This is a genomic window from Streptomyces sp. NPDC044061, assembly GCF_056434305.1.
This window is the reverse complement of record NZ_JBWKFL010000007.1, coordinates 234,659-253,948: the sequence shown is the minus strand read 5'-3', so window position 1 is coordinate 253,948 and position 19,290 is coordinate 234,659. Positions and strand designations below refer to the sequence as shown.

The window sequence follows — 19,290 nt, the reverse complement described above, 5'->3', positions numbered from 1 at the left end:
TCGGTCGGCGCCGCGACGTCACTTGCCGAGAAGCTTCTTGATCTTCGCGGCGTCGCCCGGGGCCATCTCGGCGTTGCCGGTGAGGCGACGCGTCACGCGGGACGACTTGTGCTCAAGCAGGTGGCGCTTGCCGGCGCGCTCACGGAGCACCTTGCCGGAGCCGGTGACCTTGAAGCGCTTGCTGGCACCGCTGTGCGACTTGTTCTTCGGCATAGCGCCGTTCTCTCCTCGTCGGTGGCGCTCCGGTGCCCGGTCACGAAAACCGGGCACGGTGGAACGTCGCTCTTGTTTCGGTTACGTCCTTGGGGACTCGCGTCCCCGGGGATCACGCCTCGGCGGAAGCCTCGGCCGGGGCCTCTTCAGGCTGAGCGTCGGCGGCGTTCTGCGAACGACCGGGGTTCGCCTTCGCCTCGGCCTTGCGGGCCTCCTGCGCCTGACGCGCCTCGGCCATCGCCTCGGTCTTCTTCTTGTGCGGACCGAGAACCATGATCATGTTGCGGCCGTCCTGCTTCGGGTTCGACTCGACGAAACCGAGCTCCTGGACGTCCTCCGCCAGACGCTGCAGCAGTCGGTAGCCGAGCTCCGGCCGGGACTGCTCGCGACCACGGAACATGATCGTGATCTTGACCTTGTCGCCCTGCTTGAGGAACCGGACGACGTGACCCTTCTTGGTGTCATAGTCGTGCGGGTCGATCTTCGGCCGGAGCTTCATCTCCTTGATGACCGTGTGCGCCTGGTTCTTGCGCGCCTCACGGGCCTTCATGGCCGACTCGTACTTGAACTTCCCGTAGTCCATGAGCTTGCACACGGGCGGACGGGCGTTCGCCGCGACCTCGACCAGGTCCAGGTCGTACTCCTGCGCAAGCTCCAGTGCCTTCGCAAGCGGCACGATGCCGACCTGCTCGCCACTGGGACCGACAAGTCGCACCTCGGGAACGCGAATCCGGTCGTTGATGCGGGGCTCGGCGCTGATGGATCCTCCTCGGTAGCACCACACGGCGGTCTGGCGGACAGCCGCGTATGTCTTTTCCTTAGACCTAACCGCGCCGAAGCACAAAAAATGCCCCGGACGATCACAGGCGGGGCTCCCAAAGCATCCGGAGCACCGCCGCGGCAACCGCGGGGCGCACATCGGGCGACTCCATCGTCCGTACGGAACGATGGTGGCCGCCTGACCGGGTGACCCGCCGTCCCTCGGGACGGTCAGGTGGGAGATCGGAGCCTCCACTTGTGGGCCGAGCACAGCTGTGTCCGGCCGGTCGCCAATCAGGTTAGCAGGATCGCTTGACAAGGGCTAATTGGGGCGGGGTGGGCCTGGGTAAGGCGCCCTCCCGCCCTCGCCTATGGTGTGGGACATGAGTGAGACCCCTCCTGAGAACACCGACTTCGACGCGATGACCCGGGACATCGCCGAGGTCCCCGCCGTCGAGGTGATCGTGACGGTCGCCGTCAACCTGATGAGCGCCGCCGCCGTGAAGCTCGGGCTGAGCGAGGAGGGCGACAAGTACCAGGACCTGGACGAGGCCCGCAAGCTGATCTCCGGGCTCGCCGGCCTGCTGGACGCGAGCGCGACCGAGATCAGCTCCTTCCACGCGGCGCCGCTGCGCGACGGCCTGAAGTCGCTGCAGCTGGCGTTCCGCGAGGCGTCGATCGTGCCGGACGAGCCGGGCCAGGGCCCGGGCGAGAAGTACACCGGCCCCGTCTACGGCTAGGGTCTTTCCTTCGGATCTGACCGGCTCGGAGCGGCGGCGCCTTCCGTCCGACCCGAGCGGGGTCCGGTGCGTGCAGCTGCAAGGCGGAGGAGGGCGTCGACGCGATGGGGGCGCCCCCGCGCGAGCGAAGCCGAGCGTGCGGGAGTCGGCAACCGACGACAACGCGGCAGATGCGCGTGCCGGGCAGCGCGCCCCCGGCAAGATCCGAAAGAGAGGCCCTGGTCCCGCGACCGCTCACGGCTGGTTCCGCGGCCGCTCATCCCCGTACGAACAAGGGCTCGCCCGGAGGCGTGGTCCCGGCCGGCAGGAGTGCCAGGTCGAGGCCCCGCACCAGGCGGGCCCTCAGCGTCTCGTCGGCGGACAGCCGTCCGGCGACCGAGCGGGCGGTCTCGGCGGGCGGCGCGGCCGGATCGAGGACCAGGGCGAGGGTGCCGTCGGCCTCTCCGGGGCCGAGGTGGGCGCGCAGTACGGCGGGCTCGGCGGCCACGGCGGCGCGGACGGCCTCGACCACGGCCGGGTCGCTGAGCGGGTCGGTGCTCGTACGGCCTTCGGCGAGGGCGAGCAGCGCGGGTCCGGTCAGCTCGAAGGGCACCGGCCCGGCCATGTCCAGTACGACCGTGTCCGCCTTCTCGTGCGCCGCGGCCTGCAGCGCCTGGTGCAGCGGTACGGCGACGGGCCGGGCCGCCGGGTCCCAGCGGGCCAGGGAGTCGGTGGAGGTGAAGGCGGGCAGGGCCGTGCGGTGGCCGGCCTTCAGCGTGGGCACGGCCATGTCGCTGGTCTTCTCGCGGCGCAGCCCGTTCTCGTCCTCCTCCACCTCGCCGAGCATCGCGACGACGGGCACCAGCAGCCGGGCGCCCTTGAGCGCCGCCAGGACGGGGCCCACTGCCGTGCGGTCCTCGGCCCAGGCGGCGAGCGCGGCGCTCAGCCGGGGGTCGGCCGATCCGTCGTCGTCGGAGAATCCGGGGTCGGGAATGTTCTTGTTCGCCACGGTCACCGACCCTATAGGGGGGAAGTCGCCGCGTTTGTGCGGGGCCGGAAACCAGGTCGTCACCGGATTCACAGGAAACTCAGTATTCGCTGACGCGGATCCAACCTCCGTCCAACGCGGCGCACAGTCCCCGCCCCGAGCATCGCGGTCATGGAGTCCTCCAGAGCCGGCCGTCGCCGCGCCCGCCGGTCCCGTCGCCGCCCGTTTCTGTTCACCGCGCTCGCCGTGGTCGCCGTGGGCGGGGTCACGGCGGGCGGCACGGTCTATGTGAAGGCGCGCGCGCATTCCGGTGCCGGGGCCGTATCGTCGGCGGCGTCGCCGTCGGCCGCCTCCTCGGCCGCGGCGGGCGAGGAGGCGTCGGTGGAACCCGTGACGAAGCCTTCGGCCGTCGACCGGAGGGCGTCGCTGTCGAAGGCGATGGCGTCGGTGACCGTGCCGTCGGGGGCGAAGGTGTCGGCGGCGGTGCTGGAGCTGAACTCCGGCGAGAGCGCCGTGTACGGCGAGGCCGCGTTCGACACGGCGAGCATCGTCAAGGTCGACATCCTGGCCACGTTGCTGCTCCGGGCGCAGGACGCGGGGCGCTCTCTGACGGCCGCGGAGAAGGCGTACGCCACCAGGATGATCGAGAACAGCGACAACGCGTCCGCGACCGCGCTGTGGCACGCGATCAGCCGTGCCGAGGGGCTGGACGCGGCGAACGAACGGTTCGGGCTGACGTCGACCTCCGGTGGCTCCGGCGAGTTGTGGGGGCTGACCCAGACCACCGCCGCGGACCAACTGGTCCTGCTTCGGCAGGTGTTCGGGGAGGAGTCCCGGCTGAGCGCGGCGTCCCGCACGTACGTCCAGGGGCTGATGAAGTCCGTGGAGGCCGATCAGCAGTGGGGGGTCTCGGCGGCGGCCGTGGGCTCGTCCTGGGCGCTGAAGAACGGGTGGCTGCCGCGCAGTACGACCGGGCTGTGGGACGTCAACAGCATCGGGCGGGTGACCGTGGACGGGGCCGACTACCTGGTGGCGGTGCTGTCGAACGGGACCGTCAGCCAGGCGAAGGGGATCTCGCTGGTGGAAGAGGCCGCGAAGGCGGCGGTGTCGGGGTTCGCCTCGGCGTCGTAAGGGTGTGCCGTCCGGTGGGTGCGGGTCGTGTCCGGCCGGTACGGCGGGTTGTCAGCGAGTCGCCTTCCGGCTTCTCCACAGGACCAGGCCCGCGACCAGCAGGACTCCGCCGACGCTGCCCGCCAGGGGGCCCGCCCAGTCGGAGGCGGAGCCGCTGGACGTGACGGTGTCCGGGCCCGGGCCGAAGTACTTCTCCCGGTACGACGCCGGGCGCAGTGCCCGCGGCTTGAGGCGTGCCGCGGCCTTCAGGGCGGCGGCCGGGTCGATCATGCCGAAGCCGCGGGAGTCGTCGCGGCCGCTCACCGGGGCGTCGCGGGCCGTGTCCTCCAGGAGCCTCTTGATCTGGGCCGGGGCCAGCGTGGGGTGGGCCGCCTTGATGAGGGCCGCGGCGCCCGAGACGAACGCCGAGGCGGCCGAGGTGCCCCAGCCCTCGTAGTACTTGTGGTCGGGGTCCGCGATCACGACGTCCACGCCGGGCGCGCTCACCGCGGCGTACCAGCGGCGGGTGGAGAAGGAGGCACGGGTGCCGAACTTGTCCACGGCGGTGGCGGCGACGACGCCCGGGTAGGCGGCCGGGTAGGAGACGTGGTCGCCCTTGTCGCCGCCGTTGCCCGCGGAGGCCACGACGACCACGCCCTTCTTCAGGGCGTACTGCACGGCCTCGTCCTCGCTCGGCTCCGGGTGGGCGGAGTCGGAGTCGTCGCCGAGGGAGAGGTTGATGACGTCGGCGCCGTGGTCGGCGGCCCAGCGGATGCCGTCGGCGAGGGCGTTGCCGCGGGTGGTGCGGGCCTTGGCGCGCGCGGAGTCGCCGTCCTCCAGGATGACCCGCACGGGCAGGATCTTCGCCTCGGGCGCGACGCCCATGACGCCGGCGGTGTTGCCGGGTCCGTGGCCGTGCCCGGCGATGATGCCGGCCATGGCGGTGCCGTGCCGGGCCCAGGTGCGGTCGCCGGGCCCCGCGCCGAAGCCGATCATGTCCTTGGCGTGCAGGACGTTTCCGGTCAGGTCCGGGTGGTCGGCCTCGACGCCGGTGTCCAGGACGGCCACGGTGACGCCCCGGCCCTTGGTGGTGCGCCACGCCTCGTCGAGGTGGAGCGCGGACAGGCCCCACTGCTGGGCGCGGATGCCGTCGGCGTGGGCCTCGGCGGACGGCAGCAGGACGAGGGCGCCGGCCAGCAGGACGCTCACCGCCGAGCCGGTGACGCCCGCGCGGCGACGGCCGCGCATCGGTCGCATCATGAGGGCTTCTCCGTGGCCGAGCCGGCGGTCTGCCGCAGCCGCCGCTCGATGCGGTCGGCCAGGCCCTGGGCCTCGTTGCCGAGGCCGGCCTGGGCGGGAGCCGTGGTGGCGCCGGAGCGGACGGCTTCAGCGGAGGGCTGGGGCGAGTCGACGGTGCGGCCGTCGGCCCAGCCGGAGACGGCGTAGGCGACGACGGGAGCGTCGGTGAGGACGGAGAGGGTCCAGGTGGCGCGCTGCTTGTCGCCGAAGCCGGCCGCCGCGGTGCCCTTGGCGGCGTACGGCCGGGGCATCAGGTCGCTGCGGCGGTCCAGGTGCTCGTCGCGGAAGCGGGCGGCGAGCGCGGACATGGCGGCGGAGTCGCCCTTGGTGAACAGCAGGCCGACGGTGGTGACGTAGCTCTGGGTGGCGTCGGTGTAGGTGGCACGCAGGAGCCGCCGGCAGCCGACGGGGGCGAGCGCCTTGTGCAGCAGCGGGTCGAGGGCGTCGGCGCAGCCGCTGTCCTGGGCGACGGCGATCCGCGTCCAGGACCGGTCGGCACCGCCGGGTCCGGCACCGGTGCCCTGGACGGTCGGCGGGAACAACTGGTCGACGGGCACGCTGTGCCACAGCGTCGCGGTCGCGCTGAATCCGCTCCCCGCCGTGCCGTGCCCGTCGTCGCCGGTGAGCCAACTGCCGGTCACCGCACCGCCGATGAGGCCGAGTCCGAGGACCAGGCAGGCGGCGGCAGCGGCGGTCCGGGGCCGTATCCGCAACCCCAGCGGCCGCGCCCGCATCCGCTCGTCGTACCCCTCGGGCTCCCCGAACGACACCACGGGTCGCGCGCCGGCACCGGCGCTCCAGGACAGTGCCGGGTCCGGGGCGGTGGGCGGGGGACTCGCGGGGTGGGCGGGGCCACCCGGGCTCCAGGCGGTGCGCGCGGAAACCGGCGGCTGCGAGGGAGCCGGGCGGCCGGAGGCGGGCGTCGGGGAGGATCCCTCGCTGCGGGAGGCGGGCACGGTGGCGGTACCGGACCGCTCCGGCCGCGGCGTGGACGGGATCGGCCGCAGCCGGGTCGTCGTCTCCGACGGGGACTCCGCCGGGGCCGACGGGCGGCCGGGCCGTTCGCGGCCTCCGCCGGGCGTCGGCGAGGACTCCGCGGAAGCGGTCCCTTGCGCGGCCCCCTGGCGTTCGGAGGATGCGGAGGAGAACCCGGAACCGGAACGCTGTGGCCCCGACGCCGACCGAATCGGCCGGAGCCGGGCCGTCGTCTCCGACAGGGACACCGCCGGGGCCCCCGGACGACCGGCCTGCGGACCGGGCCGCTGGGGCACGGCCGAACCGGCCTCGTCGCGGCGAGTCTGCGGGCCGGGGCGGTCCACCGGGCGCGGCGGCACGGCCGGTGCGGCCTCGTCGCGGGGCGGGGCCGGTGGGGCGTCGGAGAAGCGGGCCGAGACGGGCTGTTGGGGCACGGCCGTATCGGCCTCGCCCCTGCGGGCCTGGGCGCCAGGGCCGTGGACCGGACGCGGCGGCACGGGCGTACCGGCCTCACCGCTGCGGGCCTGGGCGCCAGGGCCGTGGGCCGGGCGCGGCGGCACGGGCGTACCGGCCTCATCGCGGCGGGCCTGCCGGCCGGGGCCATGAGCGGGGCGCGGCGGCACATCGCCGGCGGCGCCGTCGCGGCGCGAGGCCGGTGGGGCGTCGGGGAAACGGGCCGAGACGGGCTGTTGAGGCACGGCCGTGACGGACTCGTCGCTGCTGGCCTGCGGGGCGGAGCCGTGGACCGGACGCGGCGGCACAGACGTACCGGCCTCATCGCGGCGGGGCTGCAGGCCAGGACTGTGGACCGGATGCGGCGGCACAGACGTACCGGCCTCACCGCGGCGGGCCTGGGCGCCGGGGCCGTGAGCCGGGCGCGGCGGCACATCGCCGGCGGCGCCGTCGCGGCGCGAGGCCGGCGGGGCGTCGGGGAAACGGGCCGAGGCGGGCTGTTGGGGCACGGCCGTGACGGACTCGTCGCTGCGGGCCTGCGGGGCGGAGCCGTGGACCGGACGCGGCGGCACAGACGTACCGGCCTCACCGCGGCGGGCCTGGGCGCCGGGGCCGTGAGCCGGGCGCGGCGGCACATCGCCGGCGGCGCCGTCGCGGGGCGGGGCCGGTGGGGCGTCGGGGAAGCGGGCGGAGGCGGGGGGTGGGGGTGGGCTCGTGGGGTCGGTGGCCTCGGGTACGGCGAAGGGACGGAGCCCGGGGAAGCGGGAGCCGTCGGTCCGGTGCGGCCCCTCACCCGTCGGCCGGCCGGCCGGCGTCCGGGAGGCGCGCGGCGCGAACACCGAGGGCTCGTCGTCGGGGTCGCCGTCTCGCCACATGGACACGGGCGCGTCGCGACGCGCGGGCGGCTCGGCCGCGGCCCCGGACGCCGACGATCCCGTCGTGGCCGCGTCCTGACCGGCTCCCGCGCGTCCCGGTGCCTGCGGTTCCGTGTGGGTGTCCTTCGGGTGGCCGGGCGGCGGGGTCGTCGGGCGTGGAGGGATCGGGGCGCGGCGCGCTTCCGTGCTCATGCACCCCCCGTTTCCTCATGCCCGGGCCGTTTCTCGCACGCGGGCCGTTCCATCAGCGGCCGCGCCCGGTGCGGAGACTCCGTCCGGGCACGCATACCCGTACGGCTGGACCGGCATCCCGGTTCAGCCGATGCGGCCGAGTGCGTTCCGCCGTACGTGCGCGTCACTCTACGGGTTGTCCGAGAGTGAGGGAGAACCAGTCCACGCGCCGGGGGGCATCTGCCCGGAACGTCCCCCTACCCTGCGGTAATCGTCTCTGGCAGGCTTCCGTCATGACTGCGCGCGCCGCCGACCGGGCCCGTTACGACCGGGCCACCGCCCATCTCGACGCCCCTCTCGCGATCGTGGATCTGCACGCCTTCGACGCCAACGCGGACGACCTGGTCCGCCGTGCCGCGGGCAAGCCCGTCCGGGTCGCCAGCAAATCGGTCCGCTGCCGGGCCCTGCTGGAACGCGTCCTGGCCAGGGACGGCTTCCAGGGCATCATGTCGTTCACCCTCGCCGAGTCGCTGTGGCTCGCGCGCTCGGGGTTCGAGGACATCCTGCTGGCCTACCCGTCCGCCGACCGGTCCGGTTTCGCGGAGCTGGCCGCCGATCCCAAGCTCGCCGGCGCCGTCACCGTGATGATCGACGACGTCGCCCACCTCGACCTCATCGACGCGGCACGCGACGGCGGGCGCGAAGTGGTGCGGGTCTGCCTGGAGTTGGACACCTCGCTGAGGTTGCTGGGCGGCCGGATGCGCGTCGGCGCGCGCCGGTCCCCGCTGCACTCGCCCGCCCAACTCGCGGAGCTGGCAAGGGCCGTGGCCCGGCGGCCGGGGTTCCGGCTGGTGGGGATCATGGCGTACGAGGGGCACGTCGCCGGGGTCGGGGACGCGCTGGCCGGGCGGCCGCTGCGGTCGCGTGCCATCCGGCTGATGCAGGCCACCGCCCGGCGCGAGCTGGCCGAGCGGCGCGGTGCCGTGGTGCGGGCGGTACGGGCCGTGGCGCCCGACCTGGAGTTCGTCAACGGCGGTGGCACGGGCAGCGTGCAGCACACAGCCGCCGAGGACGCGGTCACGGAGATAGCGGCCGGCTCGGGCCTGTACGTGCCCCGGCTCTTCGACAACTACACGTCCTTCTCCGGCCGTCCGGCCGCCCTGTTCGCCCAGCCCGTCGTACGGCGGCCGGGCGTGGGTGTCGTCACCGTGCTCGGCGGCGGCTACCCGGCCTCCGGCGCGGCCGGCCCGGACCGGTTGCCGGTGCCGTACCTGCCGGAGGGGCTGAAGTACGACCCGCAGGAGGGTCCCGGCGAGGTGCAGACCCCGTTGCTCGGCTCGCCCGCCGACGACCTGCTCATCGGCGACAAGGTGTGGTTCCGGCACGCCAAGGCGGGCGAGCTGTGCGAGCGGTTCGACGCGCTGCACCTGATCGAGGGGGACACGGTGACGGCGACCGTGCCCACCTACCGGGGCGAGGGGCAGACCTTCCTGTGAGCCGGGCTCGGTGGACGGCGTCCGCCTGGTCCGGCACCACCGAGCCGTCGGCGCGCCGGAGCGGTCGTGGCGTGCCGTCCGGGGCGGTGTAGGCGCTGGTCGCGCACGGGTACGGCCGTGCCCTGCGCGGCAGCGGGTCGATGAACATCGGCTCGACCAGCCAGCGGCGGTCGGCGTCGTCGTAGGCCCGGCACATCAGCTCGGGCTTGTTGCGGTTGATCACGAGGTGGGCGCCGGTGGCGTCACCGACGAAGGTGACGTCGGTGTCGGCGTCACCGGCCGCGACCGCCGGCCGGTTCTCCCGGGGCTGCTGCCTCCAGGCGGCGGCGCCGTGGACGCCGTAGACCTCCTGGTTGATCCAGCAGCGCTTGCCCTCGATGTACGGGATGACCGCTCCCCGGGACGCCGGGGCGCCGCCGCAGCCCTCGTTGCGCGGGGTGATCCGGCCCCGGCGGTCCAGGACCGAGCGGATGGCGATGGTGTGGGCCGCGTCGACGCCGACCGCCCGGGACCAGACCTCGGTGATGGGCTCGGAGCCCGCCGAGACGACGTAGATCCGGAAGCCGGCCCGCCGCAAGGTGAGGATCAGATCGCGCTGCTGGTCGTAGTAGCGGACGTAGGCGGGGACCGTGTGGGTGCCGAGGGTGCGGGTCGAGCCGACGGGGGCGGCCAGGGCCTCGCGGCGGGCGGCGCGTGCGTAGCCGGCGAGTTCGGCGGGGGTGCGGCCCGCGAAGAGCTGGGGGACCCAGGCGTACTGCGGGACCGTGCGCCGGTGGTTCCAGCGGCCCGCGAAGGCCGGGGCGCCGCTCATCGTGGTGCCGTCCTCGCGGATCCGCACGATCTCGTCCGTGCAGCGGGGCTGGGTGGAGGTGCGCAGGGGCGCGCCCGCGCCGGTGCCGCAGGCTGCGGTGAGGGCCCGGTCGGCGGCGTCGGTGAGCCAGGCGCTGGTGTCCTTCCAGCGGGCGGGGCGCAGCAGCCGGTCGTGGCGCAGGGCCCAGGAGAGGGTGGCGTCGGTGACGTCGTTCTTGGTGACGGTGTTGTCCCAGTCGAACGCGGCGACCGCGCCCGTGCGTCCTGAGCAGGTGCCGTAGGCGTCGATGACCCGCTGGAGGCGGGCGCGGTGGTCGCCGTGCCAGCCGCCGCTCAGCTGCGGGCAGTCGGGGGCGGCGGCCGGTGCGGTGGGTGCGGCCGCCAGGACGGCGGCCGCTGCCAGGGTCCACGCGAGAAGCTGTCGCATATGCGCGGACCGTACACCTTTGCCCCTACAGGGGAGTGACGTACGCGCCCGAGATCCCGCCGTCCACCAGGAAGTCGGTGGCGTTGACGAAGGAGGAGTCGTCACTGGCCAGGAAGGCCACGGCGGCGGCGATCTCCTCGGCCTCGGCGAACCGGCCGACCGGGATGTGGACGAGGCGGCGGGCGGCCCGCTCCGGGTCCTTGGCGAACAGCTCCCGCAGGAGCGGGGTGTTGACCGGGCCGGGGCACAGGGCGTTCACCCGGATGCCCTCACGGGCGAACTGCACGCCCAGTTCGCGGGACATGGCGAGTACGCCGCCCTTGGACGCGGTGTACGAGATCTGGGAGGTGGCCGCGCCCATCCGGGCCACGAAGGACGCCGTGTTGATGACGGAGCCCCTGCCCTGGCGGCGCATGTAGGGGATCGCCGCCTTGCAGCACAGGTAGACGGAGGTGAGGTTGACCTCCTGGACGCGCTTCCAGGCCTCCAGGCCGGTCTCCAGGATGGAGTCGTCGTCGGGCGGCGAGATACCGGCGTTGTTGAAGGCGACGTCGACGCTGCCGTAGGTGTCGTACGCCGCCTTGAACAGCGCCTCGACCTGCTCGGGGTCGGTGACGTCGACCTTCACGAAGAGTCCGCCGACCTCGTCGGCGGCGGCCTTGCCCGCGGTGTCGTCGATGTCGCCGCAGACCACATGGGCGCCTTCGGCGGCGAGGCGGCGGGCGGCGGCGAGGCCGATGCCGCTGCCCGCTCCGGTGACGACGGCGGTACGGCCGACCAGGCGGCGGCAGACGATGGAGTCGGTCACTGTGCGGGGCCCTCCGTGCTGATGAAGACGTTCTTGGTTTCGGTGAAGGCGGTCAGGGCGTCGGGGCCGAGTTCGCGGCCGAGGCCGGACTGCTTGAAGCCGCCGAACGGGGTCCAGTAGCGGACGCTGGAATGGGAGTTGACGGACAGGTTGCCCGCGCGGACGGCCTGGGAGACGCGCAGGGCGCGGCCCACGTCCCTGGTCCAGATGGAGCCGGAGAGTCCGTAGGGGGTGTCGTTGGCGAGGCGGATCGCGTCCTCCTCGTCGGTGAAGGGGAGCAGGACGGCGACGGGGCCGAAGATCTCCTCGCGGGCCGCCCGGCTGTCGTGCCGCTCGCCGGTGAGGACGGTCGGCGGGAACCAGAAGCCGGGGCCGTCGGGCGCTTCGCCGCGCAGGGCCGGTGCGTCGTCGGGGACGTAGGACCGTACGCGGTCGAGCTGCTGACGGGAGATCAGTGGACCCATCCGGGTCCTCTCGTCGGCCGGGTCGCCCACGACGACCGCGGCCAGCGCGTCCCCGAGGAAGTCGCGGGCCTCCTCGTACACCGCCTGCTGGACGAGGACACGGGTGCGGGCGCAGCAGTCCTGGCCGGCGTTGTCCAGGAAGGAGAAGGGGTCGAGGGCGGCCTTGAGGTCGGCGTCCGCGAAGACGACGTTGGGGCTCTTGCCGCCGAGTTCCAGGGTGACCGGCTTGACCAGGCGGGCGCAGCGCTCCATGACCTCGCGGCCGGTGCTCGTGGACCCGGTGAAGACGATCTTGGCGACGTCCGGGTGGTCCACCAGGGCGCGTCCGGCGGTGTGGCCGTAGCCAGGGAGCGCCTGGAAGAGGTGCTCGGGCAGCCCTGCCTCCAGGGCGAGTTCGGCGAGGCGCAGGGCGGTGAGCGGGGTGGTCTCGGCGGGCTTGAGGACGACCGCGTTGCCCGCGGCGAGGGCCGGGAAGGAGCCCCAGGCGGCGATGGGCATCGGGAAGTTCCAGGGCGCGATCACGCCGATGACGCCCATGGGTTCGTGGAAGGTGACGTCCCAGCCGCCGGGGGCCGGGATCTGTCTGCCGAGCAGGCGTTCGGCGCCGCCGGCCGCGTAGAGCAGCAGGTCGCGGGCGTTGCCGGCCTCCCAGCGGGCGTTGCCGACGGTGTGGCCGGCCTCGCGCACCTCCAGCTGGGCCAGTTCCTCGATGTGTGAGTCGACCACGTCGGCGAAGCGGCGCAGCAGCCGGGCGCGGTCGGCGGGCGGGAGGGCGGCCCACTTCGGCCGGGCCCGCGAGGCCCGTGCGACGGCGGCGTCCACGTCGGCCGCGTCCGCGGCGGGGACGGTGGCGACGACCTCTTCGGTGGCGGGGTTGAGGACCTTCAGCTCGTGCGGGTCGGACACGTGACGGCCTTTCACAGACGTTCGAAGGAGCGGCGCAGCTCCCAGTCGGTGACCGCGGCGTCGAAGGCCTCCAGCTCGACGCGTGCCATGTTGCGGTAGTGCGCGACGACCTCGTCGCCGAAGGCCGCCTTGGCGATCGGGCTCGTCTCCCAGAGTTCGGCGGCCTCGCGCAGGGTGGTCGGGACGTGCTCGAAGTCGGCGGTGTAGGCGTTGCCGGGGCAGGGCTCGGGCAGTTCCAGCTTCTGCTCGATGCCGTACAGGCCGGCCGCGACGAGTCCGGCGACGGCGAGGTAGGGGTTGACGTCGCCGCCGGGGAGGCGGTTCTCGAAGCGCAGGGAGCGGCCGTGGCCGACGACGCGCAGGGCGCAGGTGCGGTTGTCGTGGCCCCAGGCGACGGCGGTGGGGGCGAAGGAGCCGGGCTGGAACCGCTTGTAGGAGTTGATGTTGGGCGCGTAGAGGAGGGAGAAGTCGCGCAGGGCGGCCAGCTGTCCGGCGAGGAAGTGCCGCATGACCTCGGACATGCCGTCAGGCCCGGCCATCGCGTTGCCGCCGTCGGCGTCGGCGAGCGAGAGGTGGATGTGGCAGGAGTTGCCCTCGCGCTCGTTGTACTTGGCCATGAAGGTGATCGAGACGCCCTCCTGGGCGGCGATCTCCTTGGCGCCGGTCTTGTACAGGGCGTGCTGGTCGCAGGTGACGAGGGCCTCGTCGTAGCGGAAGGCGATCTCGTGCTGGCCGGGGTTGCACTCGCCCTTGGCGGACTCGACGGTGAGGCCGGCGCCGGCCATGTCGTTGCGCAGGCGGCGCAGCAGGGGTTCGATGCGGCCGGTGCCGAGGATGGAGTAGTCGATGTTGTACTGGTTGGCCGGGGTCAGACCGCGGTAGCCCGCGTCCCAGGCCTGCTCGTAGCTGTCCTTGAAGACGATGAACTCCAGCTCGGTGCCGACCTGGGCGGTGTGGCCGAGTTCGGCGAGCCTCTCGAGCTGGTGGCGCAGGATCTGGCGCGGGGCGGCGACGACCGGGGTGCCGTCCTCCCAGGCGAGGTCGGCGACGAGCAGCGCGGTGCCGGGGTGCCAGGGGACGCGGCGCAGGGTGGCGAGGTCGGGATGCATGGCGAAGTCGCCGTAGCCGCGGTCCCAGGAGGACATCTCGTAGCCGTCGACGGTGTTCATCTCGGTGTCGACGGCGAGGAGGTAGTTGCAGCCCTCGGTGCCGTGGTGCAGGACCTCGTCGAGGAAGAACCGGGCGGCGAACCGCTTGCCCTGGAGCCGCCCTTGCATGTCGGGGAAGGCCAGGACGACAGTGTCGATCTCACCGCCGGCGACGAGGGCGTGCAGCTCCTCGACGCTCAGCGGGGGTGTGCGGTCTGCCACGGGAGAGCCTCCTTCGGCTTCTTCGCGTTTTGCGGCGGGGCCGGGAGCCATAAGGTATTGCCGAGAACCATTGCTTGGGAAGGGGGTACGGCCGGATGCCGCGGGAGACGGATGCGCACGGGGCGCCCGCGCGCGGAGTGGACGACCGGCTCGCTCCGGTGCTGCGGCCGGTGCGCGCGGGCAACGGCTTCGAGGAGGCGCTGGAGCAGATCCTGCAGGTCGTACGCCTCGGCCTGGTGCCGGGTGGCGAGCGGCTGCCGGCCGAGCGGGAGCTGGCGGAGCGGCTCGGGATCAGCCGGGTGACGCTGCGCGAGGTGCTGAAGGTGCTGCAGGACCAGGGCCTGGTGGAGTCGCGGCGCGGACGCTACGGCGGAACGTTCGTGCTGCCGCGCGCGGACGCGGGGGGCGAGGACGAGCTGCGGCGACGGATCGCCGAGGTCGACATCGAGGACGTGCTGCGCTTCCGCGAGGTGCTGGAGGTGGGGGCGGCGGGGCTGTGCGCGGCGCACGGGCTGACGAAGGAGCAGGCCGACCGGTTGCGGGAGGCGCTGGACCGCACCCGTGAGGCCCCCCTCCCGGACTACCGGCGGCTGGACACGCTGCTGCATCTGACGCTGGCCGAGCTGTGCGGTTCGCCGTCGCTCACCGCGCAGTACGCGGCGGTCCGGGCGACCGTGAACGACCTGCTGGACTGCATCCCGCTGCTGGTGCGCAACCTGGAGCACTCGCAGCGTCAGCACACCGCACTGGTGGAGGCGGTGCTGGACGGGGACGCGGACGGCGCACGGGAGATGATGCGGGAGCACTGTGCGGGTACGGCGGCGCTGCTGCGGGGGTTCCTGACATGAGCCGGCCCCGCAAAGGTGTGAACGTGGACCTTTGCTATCCCGGGAGGGCAGCGTGAGTGTACGACCGCTGATCGGTGTGAGCACGTATCTGGAGGCCGGTGCGCGCTGGGGCGTCTGGGAGCTCGACGCGGCGCTGCTGCCGGCCGGGTATCCCCGGCTGGTGCAGCGGGCCGGGGGGCTGGCGGCGATGCTGCCGCCTGACGCCCCGGAGCACGCGGCGGCCACGGTGGCCCGGCTGGACGGGCTCGTGATCGCCGGTGGCCCGGACGTCGATCCGGCGCGCTACGGCGCCGAGCGCTCTCCCCGTACGGGGCCGCCCGCGCCAAAGCGGGACGCCTGGGAACTGGCCCTGATCGAGGCGGCGCTGGCCGCGGGCGTCCCGTTGCTGGGGATCTGCCGGGGCATGCAGCTGCTGAACGTGGCCCTCGGGGGCACGCTCGTACAGCATCTGGACGGGCACGCGGAGGTGGTCGGCGTGTTCGGCGGGCATCCGGTGAAGCCGGTGCCGGGGACGCTGTACGCCGGGATCGTCCCGGAGGAGCTGACGGTGCCGACGTATCACCATCAGGCGGTGGAGCGGCTCGGGGAGCGGCTGGTCCCGTCCGCCTACGCGGCGGACGGGACCGTGGAGGCGGTCGAGCTGCCGCCGGAGGAGGGGTGGGTCCTGGGTGTGCAGTGGCATCCGGAGATGGGGGAGGACGTGCGGGTCATGCGAGCGGTGGTCGCTGCGGCGGGCCGAGCGGGTTGAACTTGCGGTCCGCTGTCCGGTGCGGGTTCGTTGTGGCCGGTCGCGCAGTTCCCCGCGCCCCTGAAGAGCCACGGCTTCGCCGCGCTCGGCGCCACCTTGGGCGCGGACCGCTGGCTGGTGCCGGGTCTTCGTGGGAGGGCGCGCAGTTCCCCGCGCCCCTCGGGAGCTGCGGCTTCGCCGCAATCAGGGCCGCCTTCGGCGCGGACCGCTGCCTCGTGCCGGGCCGTCGTGGCCGGGCGCGCAGTTCCCCGCGCCCCTCGGGAGCTGCGGCTTCGCCGCAATCAGGGCCGCCTTCGGCGCGGACCGCTGCCTCGTGCCGGGCCGTCGTGGCCGGGCGCGCAGTTCCCCGCGCCCCTCGGGAGCTGGGGGTGGCTTCCTCAAGAGCCTCGGGTGAGGGACAGGAGTTCGCGGGCCGGGCCTGTGGGGCGGTGGCCTGTGGGCCACACCGCGCGCAGGGCACGGCGGAGGGAGACGCCGTCCACCGGGATGCTCACCAGGCGGCGCATCGCCAGCTCCTCCCCCACCGCCAGTTCGCTCAGCACCGAGGGGCCCGCGCCGCTGACCGCAGAGGCCTTCACCGCCGTGGTCGAGGAGAGTTCGATCAGCGGGCGGGCCAGGCCGCCCAGGGCCTTGTCCAGGACCTGGCGGGTGCCGGAGCCGCGCTCGCGGAGGATCAGGGGCGTGGCCGCCAGTTCCTCCGGCGTCAGGGGGCGTCGGCGGCGGGCCCAGGGGTGGCCGGGAGCCGTGACGACGATCAGGCGGTCATGGGCGATCACCGCGGAGTCCAGACCCGACGGGACCGTGAGCCCCTCCACGAAGCCCAGGTCCGCCTCGTCGGCCAGCAGGAGTTCCGCGACCTTCGCCGAGTTGCCCGCGAGCAGGGACACCGCGGTGTCGGGGCGCTCGGCGTGCAGGGCGAGGAGCCAGCCCGGGAGCAGGTACTCGGCGATGGTCATGCTCGCCGCGACCCGCAGCCGCGAGTCCCGCCGGTCGCGCAGGGCCCGCGCGCCCGCGTCGAATGCCGCCGCCGCCTCCACCACCCGCCGGGCCCAGTCCGTCACCAGGGCGCCGGCGTCCGTGAGCCGGGAGCCGCGCGGAGAGCGGTCCACCAGGGCGACACCCAACTGCCGCTCCATGGAGCGGATGCGGCTGCTGGCGGCCGGCTGGGTGATGCCGACCTCCCGGGCCGCCGCCCCGAGACTGCCCAGCCGCGCCACGGCCAGCAGCAGTTCCAGCGCACCGAGGTCCGGCACCCGGTGCGCCAGCGAGCCGCCGGGGCCGCCGTCATCCGTCGCGTACTGCTCACTCATAAGACCAGCTTATGCCCTCATAGACGCGAACTCCCTGGTCAGTGGCCGCCCAGGGCGGAACCGTGGGGTCATGGTCACCGCAGCCCATTCCCTGGCCGTTCCACGGTTCGCTCGCGTCCGGCACCTCGGCCCCAACTGGTACGCCTCCGTGATGGGTACCTCTGTCGTCGGCACCGCCGGCGCCGCGCTCCCCGTGCACCTGCCCGGACTGCGCGGAGTCTGCACGGCCGTCTGGGCCCTGTCCCTCGTCCTGCTGGTGACCCTGCTGAGCGCCCGCGCCCGGCACTGGGCCCACCACCGCGACCAGGCCCGCGCCCACCTCCTCGACCCGGCCGTGGCCCCCTTCTACGGCTGCCTGTCCATGGCCCTGCTGGCGGTGGGCGGCGGTGCCCTGACCGTCGGCCGGGACTGGATCGGCACCGGTCCCGCCGTCGCGCTCGACGCGGTCCTGTTCACGGCCGGCACGGGAGTGGGGCTCGCGGCCGCCGTGGCCGTGCCGTACCTGATGGCCGTGCACCATCGCGTCCGGGCCGCCGACGCCACCCCGGTCTGGCTGCTGCCGCTCGTCGCGCCGATGGTCTCGGCCGCGCTCGGCCCGCTGCTGGTGCCGCACCTGCCGCCGGGGCAGCCCCGGGAGACCCTGCTGCTGGCGTGCTTCGTACTGTTCGGGCTGAGCCTGCTCGGGACACTCCTGCTGCTCCCGTTGCTCTTCACCCGGCTGATCGCCTCCGGCCCGCTGCCGCTCGCGCTCACCCCGGCCCTGTTCCTGGTCCTCGGCCCGCTCGGCCAGTCCACCACCGCCGTCGGCCTGATCGCCGACACGGCCGGCGGGGTCGTACCGGCTCCGTACGACCGTGGTCTCGACGTGTTCGCCGTGCTGTACGGGGTGCCGGTCATGGGGTTCGCACTGCTGTGGCTGGGGCTCGCGACCGCGCACGTGGTGCGGGCCAGGCGCCGGGGCATGGGCTTCGCGCTGACCTGGTGGGCGTTCACCTTCCCGGTGGGCACCTGTGTCACCGGCGCCGCCGCGCTCGCCCGGCACACCGGTCTCGCGGTGTACGCCGCGCTGGCCGTGGGTCTGTACGGCGTCCTGGCCGCCGCCTGGCTGGCGGCTGCCGCCGGGACCGTGCGCGGCCTGCTCAGCGGTGAGCTGCTCGCAGGGCCTTCGCCAGCACCCGTGGCGCCGCGGCCAGTGAGGGGCCGTACCAGGTCAGGTGCCGTCCGCTGACCAGGGCGCAGGGCAGGCCGGCGAACGCTTCGGGGCCGTCGTCGGCGGTGAAGCGGTAGGGCTCGTCGGGGAGGACGACGACGTCCGGGGCCGCCGCCCGCAGTTCCTCGAGGGGTACGCGGGGGTAGCGGTCGGCGTGGGTGGCGTACAGGTGGTGCACGCCCAGGCGGGCCAGCACGTCGCCCGCGAAGGTGTCACGGCCCAGGACCATCCACGGGCGGCGCCAGATCGGCACGACAGCCGTCGTGCGGCTCGCGGGCTCGGGCAGCGCGCTCCACGCGGCCTCCGCCTCGTCCAGCCAGCCGGGCCGCGTCCGCGCGCCGCACGCGGTCAGCACCCGGTCCAGCTCGGAAAGGGCCTGGGGCACGGTCCGCACCTCGGTGACCAGTACCTCCGGGCCTGCCGCGCGCAGGGCGTCCAGGTCGGGGGCGCGGTTCTCCTCCTCGTTGGCGATCACGAGGTCGGGCGCGAGGGCGAGGATCCGGTCCACCTTCGGGTTCTTGGTGCCCCCGATCCGGCCGACGTCCAGGTCCGCCGGATGGCCGCACCAGTCCGTGGCGCCGACGAGCACGCCGGGCAGCGTCACGGCCACCGCCTCCGTCAGGGACGGGACGAGGGAGACGACCCTCACTAGCGCGACCGGTCCTTGACCGCCTCGATGTGTTCGGCGACCGCCACGATGATGATCCGGGTGTCCGGGACCGTCGCCCGCCAGCGGTGGCGGACCCCGCCGGTCAGGTACAGGGTGTCGCCGCGGCCGAGGCGGTAGGCGCGGCCCTCGGCCTCGATCTCGACGGCGCCGTCGACGACGTACATCAGCTCGTCGTTGCGGTGCTGGAACTCGCGGCCGGCGTCGTGGTCACCGGTGAACTCGGAGGCGTGCAGCTGGTGATGACCGCGCACCAAGGAGCGGGTGCGGGGCGTGAAGTCGCCCTCGGCGGCCACCTCGGCGCGTACGACGTCCACGCTGGCCGCCGGGTCGGCGGCGGCGAGGAGTTCCACGGCCGTCGTGCGCAGGGCGTCGGCCAGCTTCTCCAGGGAGGTGTGGCTCGGACGGGCCTTGTCGTTCTCGACCTGGCTGAGGAAGGGCACCGAGAGGCCCGTGCGCTCGGCCACGACGGCGAGGGTGAGTTCCAGCGCACGGCGACGCCGCCGGACGGCCGCGCCCACCCGCACGGGCTGTTGCTCTTTGTGGTCGCCCATCGCTCCGGCTCCCTCCTTCACTCGTCGTGCCGCCGACCGGGTGCCCGTCGCCGGGCACACCCCTGATGAGTTCTCTGCACCCTACGCATGTTCGGCAAACCGTTTCACGC

General features: G+C 73.9%; 17 protein-coding genes and 1 pseudogene. 6 read left to right on the top strand and 12 right to left on the bottom strand.

Annotated features, from left to right (window positions below):
* Positions 1 to 18: 18 nt before the first annotated feature.
* Positions 19 to 213 (bottom strand): 50S ribosomal protein L35, encoded by a 195-nt coding sequence (gene rpmI / locus AC07CM_RS14200; RefSeq protein ID WP_004933563.1) that lies wholly within the window; start codon positions 211 to 213, stop codon positions 19 to 21.
* A gap of 112 nt (positions 214 to 325) precedes the next feature.
* Positions 326 to 997: a translation initiation factor IF-3 gene (infC, locus tag AC07CM_RS14195; protein WP_450584295.1), complete on the bottom strand. Its 672-nt coding sequence runs from the start codon at positions 995 to 997 to the stop codon at positions 326 to 328.
* 358 nt (positions 998 to 1,355) lie between these two features.
* Here infC and AC07CM_RS14190 point away from each other — a divergent pair, with 358 nt between their 5' ends.
* Complete coding sequence (locus AC07CM_RS14190) at positions 1,356 to 1,712, top strand: DUF1844 domain-containing protein (RefSeq protein WP_478876652.1); 357 nt, start codon at positions 1,356 to 1,358, stop codon at positions 1,710 to 1,712.
* Positions 1,713 to 1,968: 256 nt separating this feature from the next.
* Here the strand turns inward: AC07CM_RS14190 and AC07CM_RS14185 are convergent, their stop codons facing one another.
* The gene (locus tag AC07CM_RS14185; protein ID WP_478876651.1) at positions 1,969 to 2,700 is read right to left on the bottom strand and encodes an SseB family protein; all 732 of its coding nucleotides are present in this window, start codon (positions 2,698 to 2,700) and stop codon (positions 1,969 to 1,971) included.
* 150 nt (positions 2,701 to 2,850) lie between these two features.
* Here AC07CM_RS14185 and AC07CM_RS14180 point away from each other — a divergent pair, with 150 nt between their 5' ends.
* Entirely contained in the window at positions 2,851 to 3,810 is a 960-nt protein-coding gene (locus AC07CM_RS14180; protein ID WP_478876650.1) for a serine hydrolase, read from the top strand.
* Positions 3,811 to 3,861: 51 nt separating this feature from the next.
* Here AC07CM_RS14180 and mycP read toward each other — a convergent pair whose 3' ends face one another.
* Both mycP and AC07CM_RS14170 read right to left on the bottom strand, forming a co-directional pair.
* Positions 3,862 to 5,046: a type VII secretion-associated serine protease mycosin gene (mycP, locus tag AC07CM_RS14175; RefSeq protein WP_478876742.1), complete on the bottom strand. Its 1,185-nt coding sequence runs from the start codon at positions 5,044 to 5,046 to the stop codon at positions 3,862 to 3,864.
* On the bottom strand, positions 5,046 to 7,583 hold the full coding sequence (locus tag AC07CM_RS14170) for a hypothetical protein (RefSeq protein ID WP_478876649.1): 2,538 nt from the start codon (positions 7,581 to 7,583) through the stop codon (positions 5,046 to 5,048). The genes mycP and AC07CM_RS14170 overlap by 1 nt, the downstream gene beginning before the upstream one ends.
* A 272-nt stretch (positions 7,584 to 7,855) precedes the next feature.
* Between AC07CM_RS14170 and AC07CM_RS14165 the strand changes: the two genes are divergently transcribed.
* Positions 7,856 to 9,058, top strand: coding sequence for an amino acid deaminase/aldolase (locus AC07CM_RS14165; protein WP_478876648.1), 1,203 nt, complete (start codon positions 7,856 to 7,858; stop codon positions 9,056 to 9,058).
* Between the two features lie 10 nt (positions 9,059 to 9,068).
* Here AC07CM_RS14165 and AC07CM_RS14160 read toward each other — a convergent pair.
* The 4 genes and pseudogenes from AC07CM_RS14160 to AC07CM_RS14145 all read right to left on the bottom strand — a co-directional run.
* Positions 9,069 to 10,295 (bottom strand): annotated as a pseudogene (locus AC07CM_RS14160) (HAD family hydrolase); the annotation flags it as partial.
* A gap of 25 nt (positions 10,296 to 10,320) precedes the next feature.
* Complete coding sequence (locus tag AC07CM_RS14155) at positions 10,321 to 11,103, bottom strand: 3-oxoacyl-ACP reductase (protein WP_478876647.1); 783 nt, start codon at positions 11,101 to 11,103, stop codon at positions 10,321 to 10,323.
* Entirely contained in the window at positions 11,100 to 12,473 is a 1,374-nt protein-coding gene (locus AC07CM_RS14150; protein ID WP_478876646.1) for an aldehyde dehydrogenase family protein, read from the bottom strand. Before AC07CM_RS14150 ends, AC07CM_RS14155 begins: the two co-directional genes overlap by 4 nt.
* A gap of 11 nt (positions 12,474 to 12,484) precedes the next feature.
* Positions 12,485 to 13,843, bottom strand: coding sequence for a glutamine synthetase family protein (locus AC07CM_RS14145; RefSeq protein WP_478876645.1), 1,359 nt, complete (start codon positions 13,841 to 13,843; stop codon positions 12,485 to 12,487).
* Positions 13,844 to 13,938: 95 nt separating this feature from the next.
* Here AC07CM_RS14145 and AC07CM_RS14140 point away from each other — a divergent pair, with 95 nt between their 5' ends.
* Both AC07CM_RS14140 and AC07CM_RS14135 read left to right on the top strand, forming a co-directional pair.
* Complete coding sequence (locus AC07CM_RS14140; protein WP_478876644.1) at positions 13,939 to 14,691, top strand: FadR/GntR family transcriptional regulator; 753 nt, start codon at positions 13,939 to 13,941, stop codon at positions 14,689 to 14,691.
* 52 nt (positions 14,692 to 14,743) lie between these two features.
* Positions 14,744 to 15,439 (top strand): gamma-glutamyl-gamma-aminobutyrate hydrolase family protein, encoded by a 696-nt coding sequence (locus AC07CM_RS14135; protein WP_478876643.1) that lies wholly within the window; start codon positions 14,744 to 14,746, stop codon positions 15,437 to 15,439.
* A 377-nt stretch (positions 15,440 to 15,816) separates the two neighbouring features.
* On the opposite strand, the gene AC07CM_RS14130 is transcribed toward AC07CM_RS14135, so the two are convergent.
* Positions 15,817 to 16,749, bottom strand: a complete 933-nt coding sequence (locus AC07CM_RS14130) for a LysR family transcriptional regulator (protein ID WP_478876642.1) — start codon at positions 16,747 to 16,749, stop codon at positions 15,817 to 15,819.
* Positions 16,750 to 16,819: 70 nt separating this feature from the next.
* Here AC07CM_RS14130 and AC07CM_RS14125 point away from each other — a divergent pair, with 70 nt between their 5' ends.
* Positions 16,820 to 17,977: a TDT family transporter gene (locus tag AC07CM_RS14125; RefSeq protein WP_478876641.1), complete on the top strand. Its 1,158-nt coding sequence runs from the start codon at positions 16,820 to 16,822 to the stop codon at positions 17,975 to 17,977.
* On the opposite strand, the gene AC07CM_RS14120 is transcribed toward AC07CM_RS14125, so the two are convergent.
* Together AC07CM_RS14120 and AC07CM_RS14115 are read right to left on the bottom strand one after the other, a co-directional pair.
* Positions 17,889 to 18,608, bottom strand: a complete 720-nt coding sequence (locus AC07CM_RS14120) for a helical backbone metal receptor (protein ID WP_478876640.1) — start codon at positions 18,606 to 18,608, stop codon at positions 17,889 to 17,891. The genes AC07CM_RS14125 and AC07CM_RS14120 overlap by 89 nt on opposite strands.
* Positions 18,608 to 19,180 (bottom strand): helix-turn-helix domain-containing protein, encoded by a 573-nt coding sequence (locus AC07CM_RS14115; protein WP_478876639.1) that lies wholly within the window; start codon positions 19,178 to 19,180, stop codon positions 18,608 to 18,610. Before AC07CM_RS14115 ends, AC07CM_RS14120 begins: the two co-directional genes overlap by 1 nt.
* Positions 19,181 to 19,290: the final 110 nt, after the last annotated feature.